Genomic DNA, 20,859 nt, shown 5'->3' on the forward strand with positions numbered 1-20,859 from the left:
ATAACCCTCCCGCTAAATGAGTTCGAGAGTATACACCATTCATCCTCCTAAAACCTTTTCACATATCGCTCAATAGAACTCAGCTGCTGACATCCGTTCTTTTCAAAGACATCCTTCATCCACTCGTTTTGTACATTTGTCTCGCCAATATAATAAGATGCGCCTATTTCCTTTAAGACAAACATCGCACCTGTAAATAATGCTGCTTCATACTCTTTATTTCGCATATTTGGAACAACCGCGAAACACATAAGTCTTCCTTCTTCTAGCGTCCCTTTCTCAATATGCGGGATTACAATTCCTATCGGTTCTTCATTTGCAATCGCTGTTAAACAATGTTCTTTCCATCGCCCACCAATTTCTTGTTCCATCATATTTACAAATTGATCAAACACTATTTCTTCTTCCATCAGCTCATTCCAAAGAGAATAAAAAGCATCTTCTCCAACCTCTTCAATAAGCTTAAAATCTATATCACTTTCTATATCGTTCACTTCATATATATCTTTAAATACTATTATACTTTCAGCAATATGTTCAAATGAATACTTTCCAAAGCATTTCTTATATACATCATAATTTGGGCTTTTTGAAGAAATTTCAAAATGTAAGTTATCTATTCCCTCTTTTTTAGCCTCCGCAACGTAATATTGTATCATCTCTTCTAATGGCTCTTCTGTAAAAACCTCTGCATTATTTTCTTTTATCATTATAGAAGAAGCATTTCTTCTTATTTTAAAATGTCTTTCTAACTGTTTTATAGTCATCATATACTTCCCTCATCTATGTCATTCTCGAATTTCTACTCGTTCTCCTTGCATGAGCAGGATTGTCCTTGAATATATAGAATACTAGAAAAGATCGCATCTTTAAAGTGCGGAGGAGGTTCTCCATTGGATATTACAGCACTGCAACAACAGTTAGAGCTTATACAACAAAATGACTATACGCAACTGCAACATATAGATGTAAATGAGTTAACTTTGAACATGCTTCAGTATATTGGAACGACTGATAGTTATGCCCGTTATCAACTTATATATAAATGTTTTGTGCATTTTATTCATCATGAATTCCTTATGGACGATCAACTGAAATTACTTTTACAAACTTGTTTAAGTGATGAGTATTTATATTGTGACATTCACTCCCCACATACAGATGGGGTTTTCACACGTTCTTATACTGTTTCGTTAATTGCCTTAATACTCCAATTCGCTAACTCGCACTATTTTTTTACAGAGGAGGATATTGAGGAAATAAAAACCAAACTCATTACATATACAAACTTGGAAATGGATTTTCGAGGCTATATTGAAAATAAAGGATGGGCTCATTGTCTTGCACACGTATCTGATGCCTTCACTGAAATTGTTCACAATTCCTATACGACCTTTGAGTGGTACGAAGAATTAATTCATTGTTTATTAAATAAAATGTTCATTCCATCGGATCTATTTCATAATAACGAAGATGAACGCATTGTTACACCGTTACTATCGATGCTATATCATGACTTTCCGCAAGATGAGTTAATTTCAATTATTTATAAAAAAATAAAAAGGCTTCCTCAAATTAGAAAACGCCTTTCCCTTAATGAGTATTGTATTTTATGCGCAAACATTAAAATCTTTTTACGCACATTATTTTTTAGAACAAAAGATGATCATAACTTAGCATTTACAGCACGTAAAACAGAAAAAATGTTAAAAGAACTGCCTAACTATTATTAAATATAAGGAGAAGAAATATGGGGTATATTGAAGACATGAGAAATCTAGTAGGAAATCATCCACTCATTTTAATCGGATCACACGCCATTATATTAAATGAGAAAAATGAAATATTATTGCAGCTCCGTACAGATTTTAAGCGCTGGGGCATTATTGGCGGCGCCTTAGAATATAACGAAACGTTAGAAGACGCTTTAAATCGAGAAGTATATGAAGAAACTGGACTTATCATTAAAAATCCAGAACTTTTCCGTACATACTCAGGATCTGATTTCTTTCAAGTCTATCCAAACGGTGATCAAGTACATGGTGTGCTCGTTGTTTATATTTGCCGAGAATTCCATGGTGAACTTATATGTGATCAAACCGAGTCAAAAGAATTACGCTTCTCTCCGCTTGATGAATTGCCTAGTACTCTTCATCCAGTTATTGAGGGGATTCTTCGCGATTTTCATCACTCCAATTAAAAATAGAAATAAAACAACCTCATCTCCCGTCATTATAACGTGAAATGAGGTTGTTACCGTTCACCATAAATTCCTATTTCCCCAAAATGATATTAACGTTCTCTTTCTACAACTTTATATCCCTTTATAAAAAGGATAGTTATATAAGAAACAATATATGAAAGAATAGTATACATGCCAACCCAAAAGAAAAATGCTGGATCGTGCACTGTAACATTTAACATAAGAAAAATAAGAAATGTTACCATTGGCATGACGTAAAATGTACCTACTTTATATGTCACAGCTATTGAAAAAATACAAATAAGCAATGGATATATACAGAAAATCAAAATTGACTCACTCAATGTTATGTCCCCTTTCTGAAGAAATAATAGATTTCTTATAAGCGTTTTGGGGAACAACAAAGTTTTATAGGTTTATTCGTTTTTAGTAAATAAAATGTTAGATCGTTATCTCAATCTGATTTCCCTCAGGATCACTTACTACACTTTCGTAGTAACCATCCCCTGTAGTACGCGGGCCGTTTAACACAGGGTATCCTGCTTCTCTTAATATATTAGTTAATTCGTTCACCTTTTCTTTACTACCTACAGAAAAAGCAATATGAGCATATCCTATCGTTGATGTTTGTACTTTTTCATCTATCCCTACCTGTCTCATAAGCTCTAGACGTGCTCCACCTTCAAAAGTTATAAAATACGATTCAAACTGCTTTTTCGGATTGTGATATAAGCTATTTGCTTCACCACCGAAGTACTGTTTATAAAAATCACGCATTCCTTCTAAATCATTCACCCAAATTGCTACATGTTCAATTTTCATAATCGACACCTTTTCTTTTATGTTATTCAACTGGCAATTGGATGCTTCATTGCCAGTACATTTAATTTTCTTTATTCGTTTTAGTAATCATGAGATCAAGTCCAAGACTTTTTAATCCATATAAATAATCTTCTTTCCAACTACTCACTGTTATTTTCGGAATATGTTCTGCCGGAATATACTGCGGACAAGTTTTTACAATTTGATTTATTACAAATTGGTTCACTTCATCATCGCAGAAAATAAAGGCATGAGGGTTAATAATAGCTATAAATGTAGATATTAAACGGGTAATAGCATCTATATTATATCCCTCTAGCTTATTTGAATCTTTAACTTCATCTCCACTTCTCAAAGCTTGTAGGAAATTTTTATTATCGTACTGCGGGACGAAAGATATCTCTCCTGAGAAAAATGTACTTCCGCGTACGACATCTCCATTTACCATAATCCCTGCACCTGGGCCATTTTGACCTGAATACAAATATACAAGAGAGGAATTGTCATTATTTCCCGTGTTTTTATGATAGCCGAGCACTGCGGCATTCATATCATTTTCTATTACTACTGGTATAGAAAACAGTTCCTCCAAGTGACTTTTCAAATTAAAATTTTGAAACTTTTCATATCCAGGAATGTAGAAAATACGCCCATTATCGACCGCACCAGGCACTCCAATTGATATGGAACTTATTTTCGGAAACGTAGCTATTAGACTTTCTATTTGTTCTGTTAATACGTCTAGGCCCGTATCAATTAATACACTTGAAGTACTGCCTTGTTCTTTTACTTCCCCTAAACAGTTAAAAATTGTATAGTTTGTCTCATTTCTCTCTAAAAATATCGCTAAGCCTAACATATATTCCGGATTATATTCATATCGTTTCGCTCTTCTTCCGCCACTTGAATCATCTAAACCAGCTAAAGTGACTTCACCGTCTTGTTTCATTTTTTCTATAAATTTACTTATCGTTGGAAAACTAATTTCTAATGTATTACTAAGTTCAACTTTCGTTGCACTACCTCGCTCTAGAAGAGCTGTACGAATGCCGCGAAAGATCGTTTCTTTAATCGATTTTTGAGTAACAAATTGTTCACTCAAATCGCTCACCACCTTAATCAACATACTTATTAAACACTTTTAATAAGTTGCGTTGACAATATATCATACATCATTTTCTAAAGCAATAGAGATGATATATTTCTACTAGCGGCACTCCGCATTTAACTCGATGTATTCTCTCTCGTAACAGACGATACAATTCCAGACAAGATAACAAATAATAAAACAGCTAGCAAAGCATTACGTATTCCAAATGCTTCTCCAAGTATCCCTAAAAATGGTGGGCCGACTAAAAACGCTGTAAAACCGATTATAGAAACTGTAGCAACATTAGAAGTCGCGTTTTCACTATCCTCTCCAGCGGCTGAAAGACCAATTGGGAAACCTAACGCGGCACCAATCCCCCACAGTACTACACCAAGTGCTAGAAAATATGAGTTACTCCCAAATATAACAATTGTCATTCCTATAATTGCCAACATAATAGTAGCACGTACGACAGCGACACGACCGAATCGATCAAGAAAATAACTACTGCACATTCGAGCTAATGTCATTGCCAATACAAAAATAGTGTACATAATAGAACCTGTCACTACACTTTGCTGATGTCCGTCTACCATCACGATAGGTAGCCAATCATTTGCACTTCCTTCTGCGAACGCCATTCCAAGCACGAAAAGACCAATTAAAAACACCTTTTTTTCCATGCGTAAGGACGTACGCTTCGCTCTCTTTTTGTTCCGCAATTTTTCCTGCTTTCCTGTTCCATACGGAAGAAAACGATACAACATACATACAAGTAATACAAACACGACCGAAATGGCAAGAAACTGATACAGAATTGGGATGTGAAGCGAGATGGCGGCAGAACCACTGAGCGCGCCCACTAAAGTTCCTATACTAAAAAATCCATGGAATTTCGGAAGAAGAATTGTTCCTAGTTTCTGCTCAATGGCAGAACCTTCTACATTCAATGCAACTTCTGCTAATCCATATCCTACTCCAAATACTAGTAAGCTACCAAAAGCCCCCATACTAGAAGCAAAATAAATATTAATACCTAAACAAAGCAATCCAATAATCATAAAAAACATACTGCCTATAATTACGTCCCTAGCTCCCCTGCAGTCAATGAAACGACTTGCACTTAGTAGACCAATTATTGAACCGACAGATAGTCCGAATAAAATCCATCCCATTTCTGCATTTGACACTGCTAAAATATCTCGCACCGCTGCCGTTCTAGAAATCCATGTAGCAAACGCGACACCTGGCAAAGCGAATAAGAGGAATAGAGCGTTTCTAGAGGCTAGTAATGTCTTTGTATGATTGCCGGTACAATATTTCTTCATATGAAACACCTTTCAAATTGTCTATACGATAATGACATCAATTTATTAATGCACGCCCTTTATTCATCTATCGTTTTAATAATTTTAGCCGGGTTACCTCCAACTACTACATTATTAGGTACATCTTTTGTCACAACTGCTCCAGAAGCAATTACAGCATTATCCCCAATTGAAATACCAGGATTAATAATAGCTCCCCCGCCAACCCAAACGTTGTTACCTATCTTTACTGGTTTTCCATATTCTTTACCAGAGTTTCGTTCCGCCGGATGTAACGGATGAGTAGCAGTATAAATGTGAACACCAGGTGCAAACATACAATCCTCTCCTTTTTTATTGAATGACCCTCACTTATTAAACTTCTTTAATAAGTAACTTTAATTATACTTATTAAACACGTTTAATAAGCAACCCTATATTAGCATATTTTTTAATATATGCAACTAATAAGTTTCGAAAGAAAATATAAAACCCCTTACTTTACGTAACAATATGACGAATAAATCATTAAATCTTATATAGAAAAAAACAAGGGAACGCTCAGCGTCCCCTCTCAAATCCAATCCGTTTTTTAATTTCCGCTAAATTTACCTTCGCAATAGCTCGTGCCCTCTCAGCACCTCTCTCTAACGCTTCATATAATAAATGCGGCTCATTCATATACATTTCGTATTTTTCCCGAGGACCTGCTAATTCACGGTCAACAACACGGAATAATTCTTTTTTCACATTGCCCCATCCAATGCCGGTTCCATACTTTTCACGCATCGACTGAATTTCATCTTCTGTCGCAAATTCTTTATAAATTGTAAATAATGTTTCTAGCTCTTTCGGTTCATTTGGAAGTGAAGAATCTGTTTTTATTTTAAATATTAATTTCCGCAGTTTTTCTTGCTCTGCAAATAACGGGATAACATTCCCATAACTTTTACTCATTTTTCTTCCATCAAGACCAGGTAAAATAGCACCCTCTTCTTGTATTACATACTCTGGAAGCGTAAATGTTATGCCAAATGTATGATTAAAATACGTCGCAATGTCACGAGCGATTTCAATATGCTGAATTTGATCCTTTCCGACAGGTACATGAGTAGCTTGAAATAATAATATGTCAGCCGCCATAAAAATAGGATATGTGTATAACCCCATATTCACACCTGCATCGATCTCTACTCCTGCTTCTTTATTCTGCTCTACCTTCGCTTTGTACGCGTGAGCGCGGTTCATAAGTCCTTTCGGAGTTAGGCAAGATAGTATCCACGTTAATTCCAAAATCTCCGGTATTTCTGTTTGGCGATAAAAAATAACGTCTTCACTAAGTCCAAGCGATAACCAAGTTGCTGCTACCTCTTTCGTATAACTATTGAACTTCGCCGGATCATGCACAGCATTTAACGCATGATAGTCAGCTATAAAAAATAATGCTTTTCCTTCATTATTTTTTGACATTTGTAATGCTGGTTTAATTGCACCAATATAATTTCCTAAATGCGGATAACCTGTTGGCTTAATTCCTGTTAACATTATTTTTTCACTCACACTAACTCCTCCTTCCTCAAAATAAAAATAAAAAGAGCCCCTCATCCTATAAAAAGGACGAGAGACTCCCGCGGTACCACTTTAATTAGCTATCATTAGCTCACTTCATACTTCGATAACGTGAAGTAACCGTCTTTACCTACTCATTTCAGTGAGAAGCTCCAGAGCCCATTCCATATCCATCCCATACTGATTCCCACCACATATCAGCTCTCTGAAAAGTTTTGAATATGTACTCTTCTCTTTCATTGCTTTTTAGTTATTTTTTACAGTTTATCACATTTTTCCTTCTCGTAAAACTGAATTTTCTGATTTTCTGTATTTGGAATTTTAACAATAACCATCACCAATTTATTCCACACCATATATAATCAATATATACAGAATTTCTTTACAATAGAAAAACGGGGTGAAGTTATGGGTTGGTGTACTAAAAAAATCGATAAGTTTAAGAGAAATATTCAGACTAACGATGATACTTTAGGGGTAATTATACATTTCACACATATCGCTATATATTTATACACCTGCGATGAGTATATAGCAATATTTGACGGTGCGCTCACTTTTGAGACTGAGAACGGAAAGCAAGTAGAAATCGGGGGTACTCTCATTTCTCTTGAAGTTGATGTGAATTTTCGCATGGACGATATAATATTTAATTACAAACTAAAGGAAAGTAATCTACCTATTGTTGAACTAAAAGCCTACGCATGAGACTAATTTGTTTACTATAAACTAAACAAGAGTAATTGATTTCTCCTCCCCAAAAGTCCTTATCGCTACCAAAACTGGAGATAAAAGAATCTTCTCGAAATGATAATACTATATCTTTCGTTTAAAAGAATTGATGATAACAAACTCTAACATGAACAGATTGCCCAGTTTATCAATTCATTGTATAAATTATTAAATTCTTATTCGAAGATTGAAAGTCCTTTTATCTATATCCTATACATACGAAGTTCACATAACCCCACTTATCAGTAATTAGTTTGCCTAATTTCAAATGAGAATAAGCTCCTTTATTTTCTTTAAGCATAGCATGTAAAAGAGTATGAAATATTTATAAAAAGTAGGTGGAAACATGACATTAGATTCTCACCGTATTATAGGTTTTCCTGGAATGGGTATGGGTGGCTTCCCTGGAACAGGTATGGGTGGTTTCCCTGGAACAGGTATGGGCGGTTTCCCTGGAACAGGTATGGGTGGTTTCCCTGGAATGGGTATGGGCGGTTTCCCTGGAACAGGTATGGGCGGTTTCCCTAGAATGGATATACCAGTTATCTATAACCTTGATTTTTAATAGGGATACCGCTACATTGCTATCAAACTTTGAAAATACATTTTAATATATATACAAAAAACCTAAACATACTTCTTATTAAATGCAGCAAATGAAATTACATTTTTCGATATAAAAAAACAATTGATGCCCATTATAAAGTAAAAAAACTTCTCTAGACGCTATTAGAAGCTGATTAATGGGCACGCCAATATGCAAATCAATTATTAATAAAAAAGAGCTAAAACAGTTTTATCTGTTTTAGCTCTTCTTTACGTATTCAACTTAACAAATCTATAACTATGCGTAACTAACACTTTTAATATCGCATATCCTGGAATTGCTAAAATAACCCCCATAATTCCAAATAAATTTCCTGCAGTTAAAATGATAAATATAATAGTAATCGGGTGAATATCTAACTTTTTCCCCATTACTTGTGGTGAAATAAATTTTCCCTCTGCTAATTGTACAACCATCATTACGATAATTACCTTTAAAATCATTGCTGGCGAATCAATAAAAGCGATAATTAACGCTGGCGTTATCGCAATAATAGGGCCTACATATGGAACAACGTTTACAATCATTGCCAAAATAGCAAGTAATACCGCGTATTTAATGCCGATTATAAGATAACCAATGAATAGCATAATCCCGATAAATAAACTAACGATAATTTGCCCTCTAATATACGAACTAATCGCATAATGCATATCATCTAGTATTCTCTTCGCAGCTGGTTGCCTTTGCTCAGATATAAACTTTAAAAAGTGATTCGGTAATTGCTCACCATCTTTTAAAAGATAGAACAATATAAACGGAACCATTACAAACGTTAAAACGACCTCTGTAACAGTACTTAAAAATCCAGTTACATTTCCTGTTACCGATGATAAAGATTTCGTAAAATCAACTGTGTAGTCTTTTACCATACTCGCTACATCAATATTTAAATTCTCCTGAATTTTGCCTAGTAAATTACTTTCCCCAAATCTACGTGCTGCTCGCTCAATTTCATGACCGAAATACGGTAAGTTATCTATTAATGCATCAATTTGATCTTTAATAATTGGGATTACAGTTACAACTAAAAATACAAATAACCCTAGTACTACTAAATATATGGAGGCTATTGATACGATTCTTGAAACACCTTTCTTTTCTAAAAGCGAAACGAATGGATGTAAAATATAAAATAGCACTCCCGCCAATAATACCGGGAAGAAAATTGTTTTTAAAAAGACGATAAACGGAGTAAACACAAAAGAAATTTTCGTTAGCAGTAATATGTTAATGAACAATAACGCAAATCCAAGTAACACCGCTAAATAATTTTGTTCCCTAAAAAACTTTTTCAACTTATCTCTTTTTCTTATATTTACTTTCTCCAACGAAATCACCTCTTTGAATAATGAAAAGCCCTTATTCAGGGCTTCTCATTATAATCTATATCTTTATTTCCTTGCAGCTTTCACTACAAATGATACAATAAGAATTAAAACGATTGCTCCTAATAATGCTGGCACGACATGAATCCCACCAAATGATGGCCCAAAAGATCCAAATAATCTACCACCTAACGAAGCACCTAATAAACCTGCGATAATATTTCCAAACATACCACCTGGAAAATTTTTACCCGTTATAGAACTAGCAATTGCCCCTATAATAGCACCAACTATTAATGTGATAATCCATCCCATCTTTAGTCCTCCATTTCTATTATAGTTTGTATGATCAAACATAAGAGTAACAAAACTCTTATATAAGATTATAAATTCATTTACACTAAATATATTCTACTATAGAAATATATCTTAGAATCATATATGTATGGAGATACATATATTATATGCAAAAAAGAAAAATATTGTCAAACTTAGCCAAAAAGGAATTATATTAATATACCATATTTAAAGGAGGTTCCTTATCTATGATTCACAAATTACATTCCAATTCTTTTGAAGTAGCATCATCCATATTACAAGTTCAAATCCCAGCCTATAAAGTTGAAGCAGTCTATTTAAACAATACTGCAATACCCCGTTTATATGATACTGTAAACGATATTCAAAGTTGCGTTGAAACATTCTACGGATATTTTTCTGCAAATAAACTTGTCGGCTTTATTTCTTTTATACAAGAAGAAAATTTAATTGATATTCACCGACTCGTTGTATCGCCCGATTTTTTTAAAAAAGGAATCGCAACGAAACTGCTACTTTATATTTTTAGCATGTTCCCTTCTTCAATGACGTACATTGTACAAACAGGTAAAGCGAATACCCCTGCTATTACATTATATAAAAAACACGGATTCATTACAGTATCAGATACAATACTTCCTGATGGTATGATTCTTACGCAATTAAAAAGACAGAAAACATAAAATAATTTGACTTGTTCATCTCTTTATGTTATTTTTTACTTTATAAAACCTTTTGCTGAGTCCAAATTTTGGAGCGGGGGAACCATTTTTGTAGCCATGCTACTTGGGGCGAATCTTTTTTAAGTAGGGAAACTCTCACTTCCCGAGTCCGACAGCTAACCTCGTAAGCGTAATGGGAGAGGAAGGTGCTTTTTGCCTATGTTACACAGTATGCCTCCTTAGTTATAAATATGGGAACGATATCAATTAGAAACCTATATTTATAGAAAAGGAGAAATGTATAATGTTACGTTTATCAGATCACGCAATAAAAATGATGGAGCAAAGACTTCGACTAGAACAACACCGCACATATCAAGCAAATAAAGTTATAGATAACTTACATCACAAATACTTCTTTCAGCATATTTTTCAACCGAAGAGATAAATAAACCATGCATACAATATTTAACACAAAAAGATTTGCAATTATGAACTGCAAATCTTTTTGTATTAGCATTAAAAATAATCTTGCATCAATTTATTCATCCAATCTGGAACACTAACATTTTCCCTTGCATCAAAAGCAGCAATATATGGTTTTATATCTAAAATAGCCGTTTGATCATTAGCGTCTAATCCTTGCACAGTCATAACATTATTTTCAATGGACAATATTTTGACAGTAGTAATTCCAATGGGGTTTGGACGATACTTTGTCCGTTGCGCAAAACATCCCTTTTCATCTAAATCACTTAGTCCCCTTGGCTTTCTAGCCCACGACTCGTTATTTTCTTCCTGGAAATCATTCATATAAAAAATAACAATTGCATGAGAGTAATCCTCAAGGCCAGTTAATCCTCCAATATACTCTGGATATATATTAATGTTAGAAATAACACTTCCCCAATTACTGTACACTTTTTCATCTATAGAGTTTTGCACTTCACCAATTTTCACCATATTAATATGACTCATTTTTTCCCCTTCTTTATGCAGCATTATTTACTTCCTTACCTTAATAATGAACGTCGTCGGCACCATCCTAGCTTTATATAAAGAATAATACTTCGTAGAAGGCTCAGCTATTTCTCCATCAAATATGCTAGATGGTTCAGGTTCTTCTATTCTCTCAATTGTAAATCCGGCTCTATTTAACTCATTTATGTATGTACTCATTTTTCTCTTATATAATGTCGCTTGTACATTTTCTCCTTTAAATGTTTCAAAGGTAATAGGGGTTTCCTCATGATAAGAAGACTTTAAAGCAACTTCTTCTGTACCATACTGTAAGTTTGAATATACTGGATGCTCCCAGCTAAAAATAAAACTTCCTCCTGGCTTTAAATATGAATGAATCAGTTCCAACGTTTTTCCTAAGTCTGAAGTCCAACCTAATGCATAGATGGAATATACAATATCAAAATACCCTTTCGGAATATCTCCTTCTTCTTCCATTGCTCCGCATATTAACTTTGGATTCCAACACTTTAACGTTTCATTCGCTGTTTTAATTTGTTCACTTGAAAGATCAAGTCCCCATACTTCCTCTGCCCCATGTTCTGCCATATATTGCAATGAATGCCCACTTCCACATCCAATATCAAGAACCTTCTTATTTCTGATTGAATCGAACAAATGAATCTCATCTTCAGACGCTGTATACGGACCATATTTAGGTAAACAATCCACTTGAAAGAAATATGGTGCAACTGTATCCCAACACTTTTTATTTAAAGCTAACATTTGTGTACCTTTCATATTCTACATTCCCCCATCCAATTTTCTTCCCCTAATATAAATTACACATTATAACCCGTTCTTCCTTTTCTCTTCGCCCGGTAATTTTTCACTTTCGCGATCGTACCGCACGCTCTACCTCCTTCCTCTCCAGCGTACATACCGCACCATCTTTTACTTCCATTACGAGAATGGTCGTAAAAGACCCAACGGCAATCTGGACATGCTTTTAACCTTCTCCACAAATCTTCTTGAATCGCCATTAAAACAATGCTTAATACTTTTGTATACATACTCTCTTCGTGCAATGGTTCATATGTAATACCTTTCATATCTTCCTTTACATGTACTTGAAATGGATATTTCTCTAACCACTTTTGCAACGATCCTTCCCCTTTAATTGTTAGTCGAATGTCTTCTCGAAAACTTTTCAATTCATCTATCGTATGAAAAAGAAACTCTTCATGAAATTGTTTTTTCATAAATTGCTTTATATCACCTTCTGTTTGCAACAAATCAATTGGCTCTCTCGTATCATTTGGTATTTTCCATGTATTTAAAAATTCCCGAATATATTCTAATTCATTTGGTGCATTTTGATTCAATTCCATCCACCTTCTTCTTAAAATTTACTTTTTTCTGACTTTATGTATAATTATAATATAAAATTGTTAACCAGTAATTAATTTTAATGGTTACATACCTAGGAGGAGTTCTATGAAAAATTTCTCAATACCGATACGTTTCATGCTTATTTCTTCATTTTTTATGTCTTTTGGATATTTTGCGGTATATGCATTTCTAGCTATTTATCTATTAAATTCCCTTCACTTTTCAGCTATGCAAGTAGGAACAGTTTTGACGGTTATTATAATCACATCACGCGTTATCCCTTTATTCTCAGGATTAATCGCTGACAAAATAGGCTATATCATTATGATGATAGCCGGATTATTTTTAAGAGGAATCGGATTTATAGCCTTAGGAATATGCTCTGATTTCTATACAATTTCTATTTCTTCCGCACTTATCGGTTTTGGAACTGCATTTTACGAACCTGCAGCTCGTGCTATATTCGGTTCACAACCAGCTCATATGAGGAAAAATTTATTTACATACTTAAACCTTAGTTTTAATTGCGGTGCGATAATCGGACCAATTGCAGGAGGTTTCTTACTCTCTCTAAATCCGATATACGCTTTCGCACTAACAGGATCTCTTATGCTAATATTCGCTCTTATCTTTTACTTACTTAAAAACCATTTCCAAGTTTCTACTGAAAACACGTCTATTACACTAGGAATACAAGCTATCTTACAAAATAAATCTTTCCTTTTGTTTTCATTTATTATGATTTTCTTCTACATTATGTTTACTCAACTTACTGTCGCACTTCCACTTCATATGAAAAACATTAGTCATAGTAACCAGCTCGCTGCATCAGTTATTACAATAAATGCAATAACAGGCGTCATATTCATGGTGTTATTCCGAAAACTCTTTCATAAGTACAACACACTTTCTATCATTAAATACGGTGTTTTATTAATGGGGATTTCCTTTTTACTCATCCCTTTATTCCAACATCCATATTGGTTATTTATTTGTGTAATTTTCTTTACAATTGGTGAAACGCTCGTATTACCTAACGCTGATATCGCTATTGCAAATTACAGTAACGAATCCTATACAGCTACTTATTTCGGATTTTATCAACTATCACTCGCATTTGGTTTTATCATTGGTAATTATACTGGTACATGGTTTACATCAAATATGAAGGGCCTGCATACACCATGGTTTGCCTTCGGTATATTCGGGATTATTGGTTTTGTTTCACTTCATATTTTAAAAAAGAAAGAAACAAACACTCTAAAAGTTACAATGCGGCATAATACTATAGAAAAATAGAAAGGGGAGAAGCTTCTCAGCTTCTCCCCTTTTCTTTACGATACATGATGATCTTTCTTCTTCATTAACGCTCTCTTCTTCATCGCTTTCGTTAAGTATCCACCTTTAAACGAACGGATTTCATAAGAAGACATAAATGCTTTCGGTGCAATTTCATTAATAATTTCTAACAGTTCTTTTTCTCTAGAACGCTTTGCAACGATATCTAACCGATAACGTATAGAATTAATACCTTCACCTTCAAATACTGTAACACCAAATCCAGAGTGACGTAATTCATCTACTAATTCATTACAACGGTCTAGTAAACTAACTTGATACGTAATATAACCAATTGCCAATTTATTCTCTATATAACCGCCTAATAATAGTCCCGCACTAAAGCCAATGACATAGGCAACAATGTTCATCCAATTTGATAAATCTTGAAACACAATACCTAAACTGACAATGTAAATTGCTCCCTCTAACAATCCAACAGCAGCAGCGGATCTTGTTTGATTCTTTACAAGCAAAATCGTACGGATCGTTAAAATGGGAACGTAAATAATTTGAAGCACAAAAATAAGTAGCGCTTGTAACATTGGTATCCACCTCTTTCACAAATTCTTTTGTCATGATAACACACTTAAGCTTTAGAAATCGATGGGTTTTTAAATTTTCTCGAAATTTTTTCTACACTATTGAAAAACCTAAAAAAGGAGCGTATTATATTTGGTCGCTAATTCGATTGTCATTATTAAATTGCTCATAGTATATTAACTATTGCGCAATTTATTCTCAAACACAAAAAAGGAACCCAGTTAGGTTCCTCTCATTATAACTCTATGTTTTTCGAAGCTTGTTCTCTTTGCTTCTCTTCTTCCTTTACTAACTGCATATTTGCATAGGCTAAATTCGCAATCATTAAAAAGTGACCACCTAATATTCCAGTACCAAATGCCCACATTTCCATTTCATGCTCAATTTCATACATAATGATAGCCCCTAATATTGCAGCTGCAAATCGGTTTAAAACCCCTAATCCAGGAGCCTTTTCTTTCAGTACGATACTTCTTCCTAGTTTCTCCACTCTACGAGCTAATAACCAAAGACAGTATGCACTTACAGCTAATCCAATACCGAACCCTGTCACTTGTTTTCCAAACGGAGTAATCGTCCACATAAGTAGTAAACCACTAAAGATCGCATACAATTGTAATCGATATACACGTAAGGCTACTTGAATCAAAATATCCGCTCCTAATTTCACATTTTATTATACGCTAGAAGAAAAGCAGCAACTTACACAGTTGCTGCTTTCTCTTGTTCTTGTTCTTGTTCTTGTTCTTGTTCCATTCTTTGAATTTCAACACGTTTAATTTGATAAGCATCTTTTTCTAACACTTTAAATTCATAACCTTCTGCTTCAACGTATTGTCCTTCTTCAATTTCATGATTTTGCATCATAATCCATCCACCGATTGTATCCACATCATCTTCTTCAATGTGTAATCCAAACAAATCTTTCACTTCTGAGATAAGCACTTTTCCATCAACAATTTTATGGTATTCGTTCACATGTTGAATTGGTGGTGCTTCATCTTCATCATATTCATCACGAATTTCGCCGACGATTTCCTCCAATATATCTTCAAGCGTTACAATTCCAGCTGTTCCTCCGTACTCATCATATAAAACAGCCATTGGAATTCGCTTCTTCTGCATTTGCAGTAATAAATCATGAATTGGAGTAGTTTCCATAACTTCAATAATCGGACGCATATACGTGCGAATCGATGATAAATCTTCTTTATCGTTGTTCATATATCGAATAAAGAAATCTTTTACATTGACCATACCGATAATATCATCTTTATCTTCTCCAAAAATCGGATAACGTGTGTATCGTTCATTTTGGATTACTTTCATGTGTTCTTCTACTGAATCTTCAAGATAGAAACCAACAATTTCCGTACGCGGTACCATGATTTCTTTCGCAATGCGATTATCAAATTCAAAGATATTATTTACATACTTGTATTCAGCTTGATTAATTTCTCCACTTTCGTAGCTCTCTGAAAGAATAAGACGTAACTCTTCTTCTGTATGAGCTACTTCATGTTCAGAAGCTGGCTTCAAACCGAATAAACCAGTTACAACACGAGCAGAACCATTCAATACCCAAATAAACGGATACATAGCTTTATAGAATATCATTAACGGACCTGCTAATAACAATGTCACTTTTTCAGCTTTTTGAATTGCCATCGTTTTTGGAGCTAATTCCCCGACTACAACGTGCAAATACGTCATCGTCATAAATGCAAGACCAAATGTTAATACTGATGAGATAGACGGATTTAAATTCCATTTCTCAAATAACGGGTGTAATAATTTTTCTATCGTCGGTTCACCTAACCAACCAAGTCCCATCGCTGTAACTGTAATACCTAATTGACAAGCAGATAAATATTCGTCTAAATTTGTTGTTACTTTTTTCGCTGCTAATGCGCCGCGTTTCCCTTCCGCAACAAGCTGATCAATGCGACTTGAACGTATTTTTACAATCGCAAACTCTGCTGCTACGAAAAATCCAGTAAATGCGATTAAAATCGCAACCATGACTAAATTAAATATTTCCAATGAATCCCCTTAGTTAAAAAAACTAAGGTGTCCACCTCCTGTATACTATAATGTTTTCTTATTTGTTCGTTAGAAAACATAGCCCGATACAAAAATTAAAGAGGTCGGATTTCACTTATTCTATAATAATAGAGCAAGTGTCTGTATTAAAGCTGTCGTTTGACCTGATAAAGATTTCGATATTTTTTCACGTTGTGAATCAGTCAATTCATCTAAAAGAGGCTTTAACTCCGTTAACTCTGCTTCTAATCTATGAATATGGTCTGTCACTTCATTCACATGTTTCGAAACGTGTTCATTGATACCGAGCAGCTTTTTCTTCTCCTCGATTTTCTCTTTAATCTCACAAAGCGGCATATGCATTTCTTTGCACTTCTCAATAAATTGTAATGTCTCAAATGCTGTTTCGTCGTAATAGCGATAATTAGATTGAGATCGCTCCGCTTTTAAGATACCTAGATTCGTATAATAATCAATCGTTCGTTTCGACACGTGAGCCATGAGAGCCAACTGTCCGATTCGATACACCTTCCCAACGATCTTCCCCCCTTGTTTATATTACTATAATCATACAATACATAAACTGTACAGTCAAACGTGACGGTTTGTTATTCACAATTTATACACAATTTCACGTCTCATCTTATACTATTCAAAAATATGTGTCCTATTATTGCTGCAAATTTTCTTTCGGTACCCATCCCGCTTCGCCATTTACCGTTTCAAACCAAATCCATCCATTCAGTTCTGCTAACCCAATTAGTATTTCTCCACTACTCAATTGTAATTCTTTTGCAGTATATCGCTTTATAATAACTCCACTTTCATCTGCACACTTGCTTATTATTTGCTCTGGTACACAACCTTTCCTATTATATTTCTCCTCCGAACAACACACCCAGTTATCCATTTTTTTGGTCCCTTATGCTTTTCACTAACAGAAACAAGATCTCCCTTCTCTATACGAATTGGATCCGGATAATCACTGGCATACAACTTAATAACAATATTTTACATAACACTCTGTAATAATCGGAAAATTAAGTTATAATGTCATTATAAAAAAAGAAAGGAGACTACGCTCATGTACTACAACACTTCATTCGAAAACGATCAACCTGTAGTCCGTCTATAATCTAAGACGGGCATTCATATAACAAGTGCACTATGCCTCGTCTTAGGGAATAAATCATAACCCTAAAAATAGACGGAGGTAATTCAAATGAAACAAACAATTTTAGGAGCTATATGTTTATCTCTAGCAGCAAGTATATGGGGCGGTATGTACGTTGTTAGTAAATACGTACTCGACTTTATCCCGCCACTTACACTCGTTTGGCTACGTTTTATTATCGCTTTTGTTGTTTTATATGTGATTTTGAAAATAACTGAAAAAAAGCAAAAGAAAAAAGTAACCATGCACAAAAAAGATTGGCTATTATTTGCTTGGATTGGATTCATCGGGTATTTCATTTCAATCACATGTCAATTTATCGGAACGAAATTATCCGATGCTCATACAGGTTCCTTAGTGACATCAGCTACACCTGCATTTATGGTTATATTTGCAACGCTCATTTTAAAAGAGAAACTAACTACTCGTAGACTTTTATCAACTATAATAGCGACAATCGGTGTCATTATCGTAATCGGATGGGATATTGAAATTGGATCCTATTTTATCGGTACAATTATTTTAGTTGGAGCCGCTATCACATGGGCTTTACTATCCATTTATGTGAAGATTGTTTCAGCACAATTTTCATCTTTAGTTATTACAACGTATGCAATATTCTTTTCACTCTTTTTCATTACACCTTTTATGATATGGGAATTCCAATCAAACCCAATTGAACATATGAACATGTATGTAGTATTAGGCGTACTTTATTTAGGAATCGTCTCAACGGCAGGTGCATTTTTCCTTTGGAATAAAGGACTAGAATTAATGGATGCTAGCATCGGTTCCTTATTTTTCTTCTTCCAACCGATCGTTGGTTCGCTACTCGGCTGGATTTTATTAAATGAGACGTTAAGCAGTAACTTTTTCATTGGTGGTATCCTTATTATATGTAGTGTTCTAATTACTACTTTTGAAAAGAGAACGTAGTATAAAAAACAGGCAGAGACTTAGTCTCTGCCTGTTCGCATAATTGGATCTTGGTCGTGAAAACCAATACAAATCGGTATATTACTTTGCACTTCACTACATACACTTATAAAACTACACAGCGTTTTAGCAATTAAATACAAAGTTATACCAACAGCTTTTGCACTTGTATCAAAGCCATTTTCAGCATACAGATCCGCTAATTCTACAGACCTTGGTCCCTCAATATCATACGTCCATTCAGAAGCCCAATCATCATCCTCTTCTTCAAGTGGAGCGTATTCCTCACAAATATAAAACTGACTATCCCATTCATTATCAAGATCATACTCAAAGTAAATTGCCTTTGCTTCTTCACTTTCAGCAACTTCTAATGTTTCTCTCAAACCTATCCTCATACTCTTTTCATATGAATCTAAAGGAATCGATTTAATTCGCTCGGCATGCGCACTTGATGCTAACATGCAACAAATATCATAATACTTCGCTTCTATTTGTTCTACTGCTAACGAAAAAACATCCTCTTGCATCTCTCCTAAATATCGAAATATATCCAAACTAACTCACTCCATACTCTTTACGCACTCCAATGCGATGGACGGGACAATAATTTCGGTAATTTCGTATGTTTGTCCCCTCTCGCCGCATTAACTTGAACTTGCGTCAGAAAAATACTATTTGTAAAATCGGCCCCGCGAATATCTGCATCTCGCAAGTCTGCTCCGATGAGATCTGCTCCTCTTAAATCCGCACCATTTAAGTTAGCCGCAATTAAATATGCTCCTCTTAAATTCGCCCCTTGTAAATTTTTCTTTTTCAGATTTGCTCCCATAAGGTCTGCGCCGCGGTGAATGATTCGTTTCTTACGCGCAGCATTCATTTCCTTCCATACTAATTCACTCGTTTCTAAAAGGAGAATGTTCACTTCCGCTCTGTGTAATGGAACATTTATTTTCATTAACTCATCTGAACTTAAATTTGATAGACGCTCAGTCTCTTCAATCGCTTTACTTAATTCTTTATGAATCGATTGTGTCGCCTTTAAAAGAATAGCCTCATTTAAATACCAAAGCATTTCATGAAGTTGATGCATAACCGGAAAAGCATCGTACATTTGTCTCGCATGCTTAGCATCTTTCCGCCAATCAACCCCGTTAAATGTAACTTGAGAAATCTTTTGCCCAGCACCGAAACATTCAAATACTGTACAGCCTTTATAGCCATTTCCTCTAAGATTTTTATGTATACTACATTTATAATCTGATTGTAAATTGGAACATGGTTTACCACCATCTTTATTCACTGCAAAATCTACCGATGCTGCGAACGGTAATGCAACGCAACATAGACCGAAGCATTTTTCGCAGTTTGCTTTTAAATGATCGTTATGATTAGTCAAAATCTATACCCCCTGTTGTCTTTTGACTATTTCATAATATTCCAACTGTAATAAATAATCAATTTTAAAATAAACCAACATCTTTCGTTTCAATTCATAACTTTATCATTCAATTTCCTTTCAATTGAAAAAGACAGTTTCTACCTAATGAATTATAATTAAATTATAAATTTTCAAATTAAAAGGAGAATTACTATGGCACTAGCAATGAAAACAAACTGTCAAATTTGCGATCAATCACTGGGGCAAGATTCTGAAGCATACATTTGCATGTATGAATGTACATTTTGTGCACCATGTACAGAAGAAAGACAAAACGTTTGTCCAAACTGCGGCGGCGAGTTAGTACGTAGACCGAAAAAGAAACAGTAAAAAGCAAAGCGATATCGCTTTGCTTTTTCTATACTCTATTTTTTTGGATAGATGAAATTATGTC

At 34.6% G+C, this 20,859-nt stretch carries 26 protein-coding genes, 2 pseudogenes, 1 riboswitch and 1 other annotated feature; of the genes and pseudogenes, 9 read left to right on the forward strand and 19 right to left on the reverse strand.

Features of this window, described 5'->3' with window-relative positions:
* Positions 1-47: 47 nt before the first annotated feature.
* Positions 48-770 (reverse strand): GNAT family N-acetyltransferase, encoded by a 723-nt coding sequence (locus JDS80_RS06500; protein WP_199637547.1) that lies wholly within the window; start codon positions 768-770, stop codon positions 48-50.
* A 123-nt stretch (positions 771-893) separates the two neighbouring features.
* Between JDS80_RS06500 and JDS80_RS06505 the strand changes: the two genes are divergently transcribed.
* Positions 894-1,733, forward strand: a complete 840-nt coding sequence (locus JDS80_RS06505) for a DUF2785 domain-containing protein (protein ID WP_199637549.1) — start codon at positions 894-896, stop codon at positions 1,731-1,733.
* Positions 1,734-1,750: 17 nt separating this feature from the next.
* Entirely contained in the window at positions 1,751-2,200 is a 450-nt protein-coding gene (locus tag JDS80_RS06510) for an NUDIX hydrolase (protein ID WP_199637551.1), read from the forward strand.
* Positions 2,201-2,292: 92 nt separating this feature from the next.
* On the opposite strand, the gene JDS80_RS06515 is transcribed toward JDS80_RS06510, so the two are convergent.
* The 6 genes and pseudogenes from JDS80_RS06515 to JDS80_RS06540 form a co-directional block, all read right to left on the reverse strand.
* Entirely contained in the window at positions 2,293-2,547 is a 255-nt protein-coding gene (locus JDS80_RS06515) for a YbeF family protein (protein ID WP_199637553.1), read from the reverse strand.
* 97 nt (positions 2,548-2,644) lie between these two features.
* Complete coding sequence (locus JDS80_RS06520) at positions 2,645-3,025, reverse strand: VOC family protein (RefSeq protein ID WP_199637555.1); 381 nt, start codon at positions 3,023-3,025, stop codon at positions 2,645-2,647.
* A gap of 61 nt (positions 3,026-3,086) precedes the next feature.
* On the reverse strand, positions 3,087-4,127 hold the full coding sequence (locus JDS80_RS06525) for an ROK family transcriptional regulator (RefSeq protein WP_199637557.1): 1,041 nt from the start codon (positions 4,125-4,127) through the stop codon (positions 3,087-3,089).
* A gap of 122 nt (positions 4,128-4,249) precedes the next feature.
* Complete coding sequence (locus JDS80_RS06530) at positions 4,250-5,443, reverse strand: MFS transporter (RefSeq protein WP_199637559.1); 1,194 nt, start codon at positions 5,441-5,443, stop codon at positions 4,250-4,252.
* Positions 5,444-5,502: 59 nt separating this feature from the next.
* Positions 5,503-5,772 (reverse strand): annotated as a pseudogene (locus JDS80_RS06535) (DapH/DapD/GlmU-related protein); the annotation flags it as partial.
* Between the two features lie 211 nt (positions 5,773-5,983).
* Positions 5,984-7,027 carry a tryptophan--tRNA ligase gene (locus JDS80_RS06540; RefSeq protein ID WP_199637561.1) on the reverse strand — a complete coding sequence of 348 codons (1,044 nt, stop codon included), beginning with the start codon at positions 7,025-7,027 and terminating at the stop codon, positions 5,984-5,986.
* 5 nt (positions 7,028-7,032) lie between these two features.
* Positions 7,033-7,240 (reverse strand) — a binding site (T-box leader).
* A 159-nt stretch (positions 7,241-7,399) separates the two neighbouring features.
* Here JDS80_RS06540 and JDS80_RS06545 point away from each other — a divergent pair.
* Complete coding sequence (locus tag JDS80_RS06545) at positions 7,400-7,699, forward strand: hypothetical protein (RefSeq protein WP_199637563.1); 300 nt, start codon at positions 7,400-7,402, stop codon at positions 7,697-7,699.
* A gap of 370 nt (positions 7,700-8,069) precedes the next feature.
* Entirely contained in the window at positions 8,070-8,288 is a 219-nt protein-coding gene (locus JDS80_RS06550; protein WP_199637565.1) for a hypothetical protein, read from the forward strand.
* Between the two features lie 251 nt (positions 8,289-8,539).
* Here JDS80_RS06550 and JDS80_RS06555 read toward each other — a convergent pair whose 3' ends face one another.
* Positions 8,540-9,661, reverse strand: coding sequence for an AI-2E family transporter (locus tag JDS80_RS06555; RefSeq protein ID WP_199637567.1), 1,122 nt, complete (start codon positions 9,659-9,661; stop codon positions 8,540-8,542).
* Between the two features lie 63 nt (positions 9,662-9,724).
* The gene (locus tag JDS80_RS06560; RefSeq protein ID WP_000539733.1) at positions 9,725-9,973 is read right to left on the reverse strand and encodes a GlsB/YeaQ/YmgE family stress response membrane protein; all 249 of its coding nucleotides are present in this window, start codon (positions 9,971-9,973) and stop codon (positions 9,725-9,727) included.
* 230 nt (positions 9,974-10,203) lie between these two features.
* Between JDS80_RS06560 and JDS80_RS06565 the strand changes: the two genes are divergently transcribed.
* Both JDS80_RS06565 and JDS80_RS06570 read left to right on the forward strand, forming a co-directional pair.
* A complete protein-coding gene (locus JDS80_RS06565) occupies positions 10,204-10,659 on the forward strand; it encodes a GNAT family N-acetyltransferase (RefSeq protein ID WP_199637569.1) in 456 nt (151 codons plus the stop codon).
* A 43-nt stretch (positions 10,660-10,702) separates the two neighbouring features.
* Positions 10,703-10,845, forward strand: a riboswitch (cyclic di-AMP (ydaO/yuaA leader).
* A gap of 97 nt (positions 10,846-10,942) precedes the next feature.
* Entirely contained in the window at positions 10,943-11,086 is a 144-nt protein-coding gene (locus JDS80_RS06570) for a hypothetical protein (protein WP_002137343.1), read from the forward strand.
* 71 nt (positions 11,087-11,157) lie between these two features.
* Here JDS80_RS06570 and tsaA read toward each other — a convergent pair whose 3' ends face one another.
* The 3 genes from tsaA to JDS80_RS06585 are packed head-to-tail and all read right to left on the reverse strand — an operon-like array spanning position 11,158 to position 12,983.
* Complete coding sequence (gene tsaA / locus JDS80_RS06575; RefSeq protein ID WP_199637571.1) at positions 11,158-11,616, reverse strand: tRNA (N6-threonylcarbamoyladenosine(37)-N6)-methyltransferase TrmO; 459 nt, start codon at positions 11,614-11,616, stop codon at positions 11,158-11,160.
* A 27-nt stretch (positions 11,617-11,643) separates the two neighbouring features.
* Positions 11,644-12,399, reverse strand: a complete 756-nt coding sequence (locus JDS80_RS06580) for a class I SAM-dependent methyltransferase (RefSeq protein ID WP_199637573.1) — start codon at positions 12,397-12,399, stop codon at positions 11,644-11,646.
* A 41-nt stretch (positions 12,400-12,440) separates the two neighbouring features.
* Positions 12,441-12,983, reverse strand: coding sequence for a CGNR zinc finger domain-containing protein (locus JDS80_RS06585; protein WP_199637575.1), 543 nt, complete (start codon positions 12,981-12,983; stop codon positions 12,441-12,443).
* A gap of 112 nt (positions 12,984-13,095) precedes the next feature.
* On the opposite strand from JDS80_RS06585, the gene JDS80_RS06590 reads away from it, so the two are divergent.
* A complete protein-coding gene (locus JDS80_RS06590; protein WP_199637577.1) occupies positions 13,096-14,289 on the forward strand; it encodes an MDR family MFS transporter in 1,194 nt (397 codons plus the stop codon).
* 35 nt (positions 14,290-14,324) lie between these two features.
* Here JDS80_RS06590 and JDS80_RS06595 read toward each other — a convergent pair whose 3' ends face one another.
* The 5 genes and pseudogenes from JDS80_RS06595 to JDS80_RS06615 all read right to left on the reverse strand — a co-directional run bounded on the left by JDS80_RS06595 (position 14,325) and on the right by JDS80_RS06615 (position 17,922).
* Positions 14,325-14,873 carry a DUF2179 domain-containing protein gene (locus JDS80_RS06595; protein WP_000938435.1) on the reverse strand — a complete coding sequence of 183 codons (549 nt, stop codon included), beginning with the start codon at positions 14,871-14,873 and terminating at the stop codon, positions 14,325-14,327.
* Positions 14,874-15,106: 233 nt separating this feature from the next.
* Positions 15,107-15,520, reverse strand: a complete 414-nt coding sequence (locus JDS80_RS06600) for an ATP synthase subunit I (protein WP_071747469.1) — start codon at positions 15,518-15,520, stop codon at positions 15,107-15,109.
* Between the two features lie 53 nt (positions 15,521-15,573).
* Positions 15,574-16,914 (reverse strand): hemolysin family protein, encoded by a 1,341-nt coding sequence (locus tag JDS80_RS06605; RefSeq protein WP_199637579.1) that lies wholly within the window; start codon positions 16,912-16,914, stop codon positions 15,574-15,576.
* A gap of 120 nt (positions 16,915-17,034) precedes the next feature.
* Positions 17,035-17,442 carry a MerR family transcriptional regulator gene (locus JDS80_RS06610; RefSeq protein WP_071747471.1) on the reverse strand — a complete coding sequence of 136 codons (408 nt, stop codon included), beginning with the start codon at positions 17,440-17,442 and terminating at the stop codon, positions 17,035-17,037.
* 142 nt (positions 17,443-17,584) lie between these two features.
* Positions 17,585-17,922: pseudogene (locus JDS80_RS06615) on the reverse strand (SH3 domain-containing protein).
* A 214-nt stretch (positions 17,923-18,136) separates the two neighbouring features.
* On the opposite strand from JDS80_RS06615, the gene JDS80_RS06620 reads away from it, so the two are divergent.
* The gene (locus tag JDS80_RS06620) at positions 18,137-19,024 is read left to right on the forward strand and encodes a DMT family transporter (protein WP_199637581.1); all 888 of its coding nucleotides are present in this window, start codon (positions 18,137-18,139) and stop codon (positions 19,022-19,024) included.
* Positions 19,025-19,044: 20 nt separating this feature from the next.
* Here the strand turns inward: JDS80_RS06620 and JDS80_RS06625 are convergent, their stop codons facing one another.
* Positions 19,045-19,581, reverse strand: coding sequence for a hypothetical protein (locus tag JDS80_RS06625; RefSeq protein ID WP_199637583.1), 537 nt, complete (start codon positions 19,579-19,581; stop codon positions 19,045-19,047).
* A 20-nt stretch (positions 19,582-19,601) separates the two neighbouring features.
* Positions 19,602-20,423, reverse strand: a complete 822-nt coding sequence (locus tag JDS80_RS06630; RefSeq protein WP_199637585.1) for a pentapeptide repeat-containing protein — start codon at positions 20,421-20,423, stop codon at positions 19,602-19,604.
* A 195-nt stretch (positions 20,424-20,618) separates the two neighbouring features.
* Between JDS80_RS06630 and JDS80_RS06635 the strand changes: the two genes are divergently transcribed.
* A complete protein-coding gene (locus tag JDS80_RS06635; RefSeq protein WP_199637587.1) occupies positions 20,619-20,795 on the forward strand; it encodes a DUF1272 domain-containing protein in 177 nt (58 codons plus the stop codon).
* Positions 20,796-20,859 lie beyond the last annotated feature (64 nt).

The organism is Bacillus cereus group sp. N8 (assembly GCF_016483685.1).
Lineage (GTDB): Bacteria > Bacillota > Bacilli > Bacillales > Bacillaceae_G > Bacillus_A > Bacillus_A proteolyticus.

Bases quoted from the DNA above. Each gene is read 5' to 3' on its own strand.
- JDS80_RS06500 (WP_199637547.1), bottom strand. From the start codon at position 770: ATGATGACTATAAAACAGTTAGAAAGACATTTTAAAATAAGAAGAAAT.
- JDS80_RS06510 (WP_199637551.1), top strand. From the start codon at position 1,751: ATGGGGTATATTGAAGACATGAGAAATCTAGTAGGAAATCATCCACTC.
- JDS80_RS06520 (WP_199637555.1), bottom strand. From the start codon at position 3,025: ATGAAAATTGAACATGTAGCAATTTGGGTGAATGATTTAGAAGGAATG.
- JDS80_RS06530 (WP_199637559.1), bottom strand. From the start codon at position 5,443: ATGAAGAAATATTGTACCGGCAATCATACAAAGACATTACTAGCCTCT.
- JDS80_RS06540 (WP_199637561.1), bottom strand. From the start codon at position 7,027: ATGAGGGGCTCTTTTTATTTTTATTTTGAGGAAGGAGGAGTTAGTGTG.
- JDS80_RS06545 (WP_199637563.1), top strand. From the start codon at position 7,400: ATGGGTTGGTGTACTAAAAAAATCGATAAGTTTAAGAGAAATATTCAG.
- JDS80_RS06550 (WP_199637565.1), top strand. From the start codon at position 8,070: ATGACATTAGATTCTCACCGTATTATAGGTTTTCCTGGAATGGGTATG.
- JDS80_RS06560 (WP_000539733.1), bottom strand. From the start codon at position 9,973: ATGGGATGGATTATCACATTAATAGTTGGTGCTATTATAGGGGCAATT.
- JDS80_RS06565 (WP_199637569.1), top strand. From the start codon at position 10,204: ATGATTCACAAATTACATTCCAATTCTTTTGAAGTAGCATCATCCATA.
- JDS80_RS06570 (WP_002137343.1), top strand. From the start codon at position 10,943: ATGTTACGTTTATCAGATCACGCAATAAAAATGATGGAGCAAAGACTT.
- tsaA (WP_199637571.1), bottom strand. From the start codon at position 11,616: ATGAGTCATATTAATATGGTGAAAATTGGTGAAGTGCAAAACTCTATA.
- JDS80_RS06580 (WP_199637573.1), bottom strand. From the start codon at position 12,399: ATGAAAGGTACACAAATGTTAGCTTTAAATAAAAAGTGTTGGGATACA.
- JDS80_RS06590 (WP_199637577.1), top strand. From the start codon at position 13,096: ATGAAAAATTTCTCAATACCGATACGTTTCATGCTTATTTCTTCATTT.
- JDS80_RS06595 (WP_000938435.1), bottom strand. From the start codon at position 14,873: ATGTTACAAGCGCTACTTATTTTTGTGCTTCAAATTATTTACGTTCCC.
- JDS80_RS06620 (WP_199637581.1), top strand. From the start codon at position 18,137: ATGAAACAAACAATTTTAGGAGCTATATGTTTATCTCTAGCAGCAAGT.
- JDS80_RS06635 (WP_199637587.1), top strand. From the start codon at position 20,619: ATGGCACTAGCAATGAAAACAAACTGTCAAATTTGCGATCAATCACTG.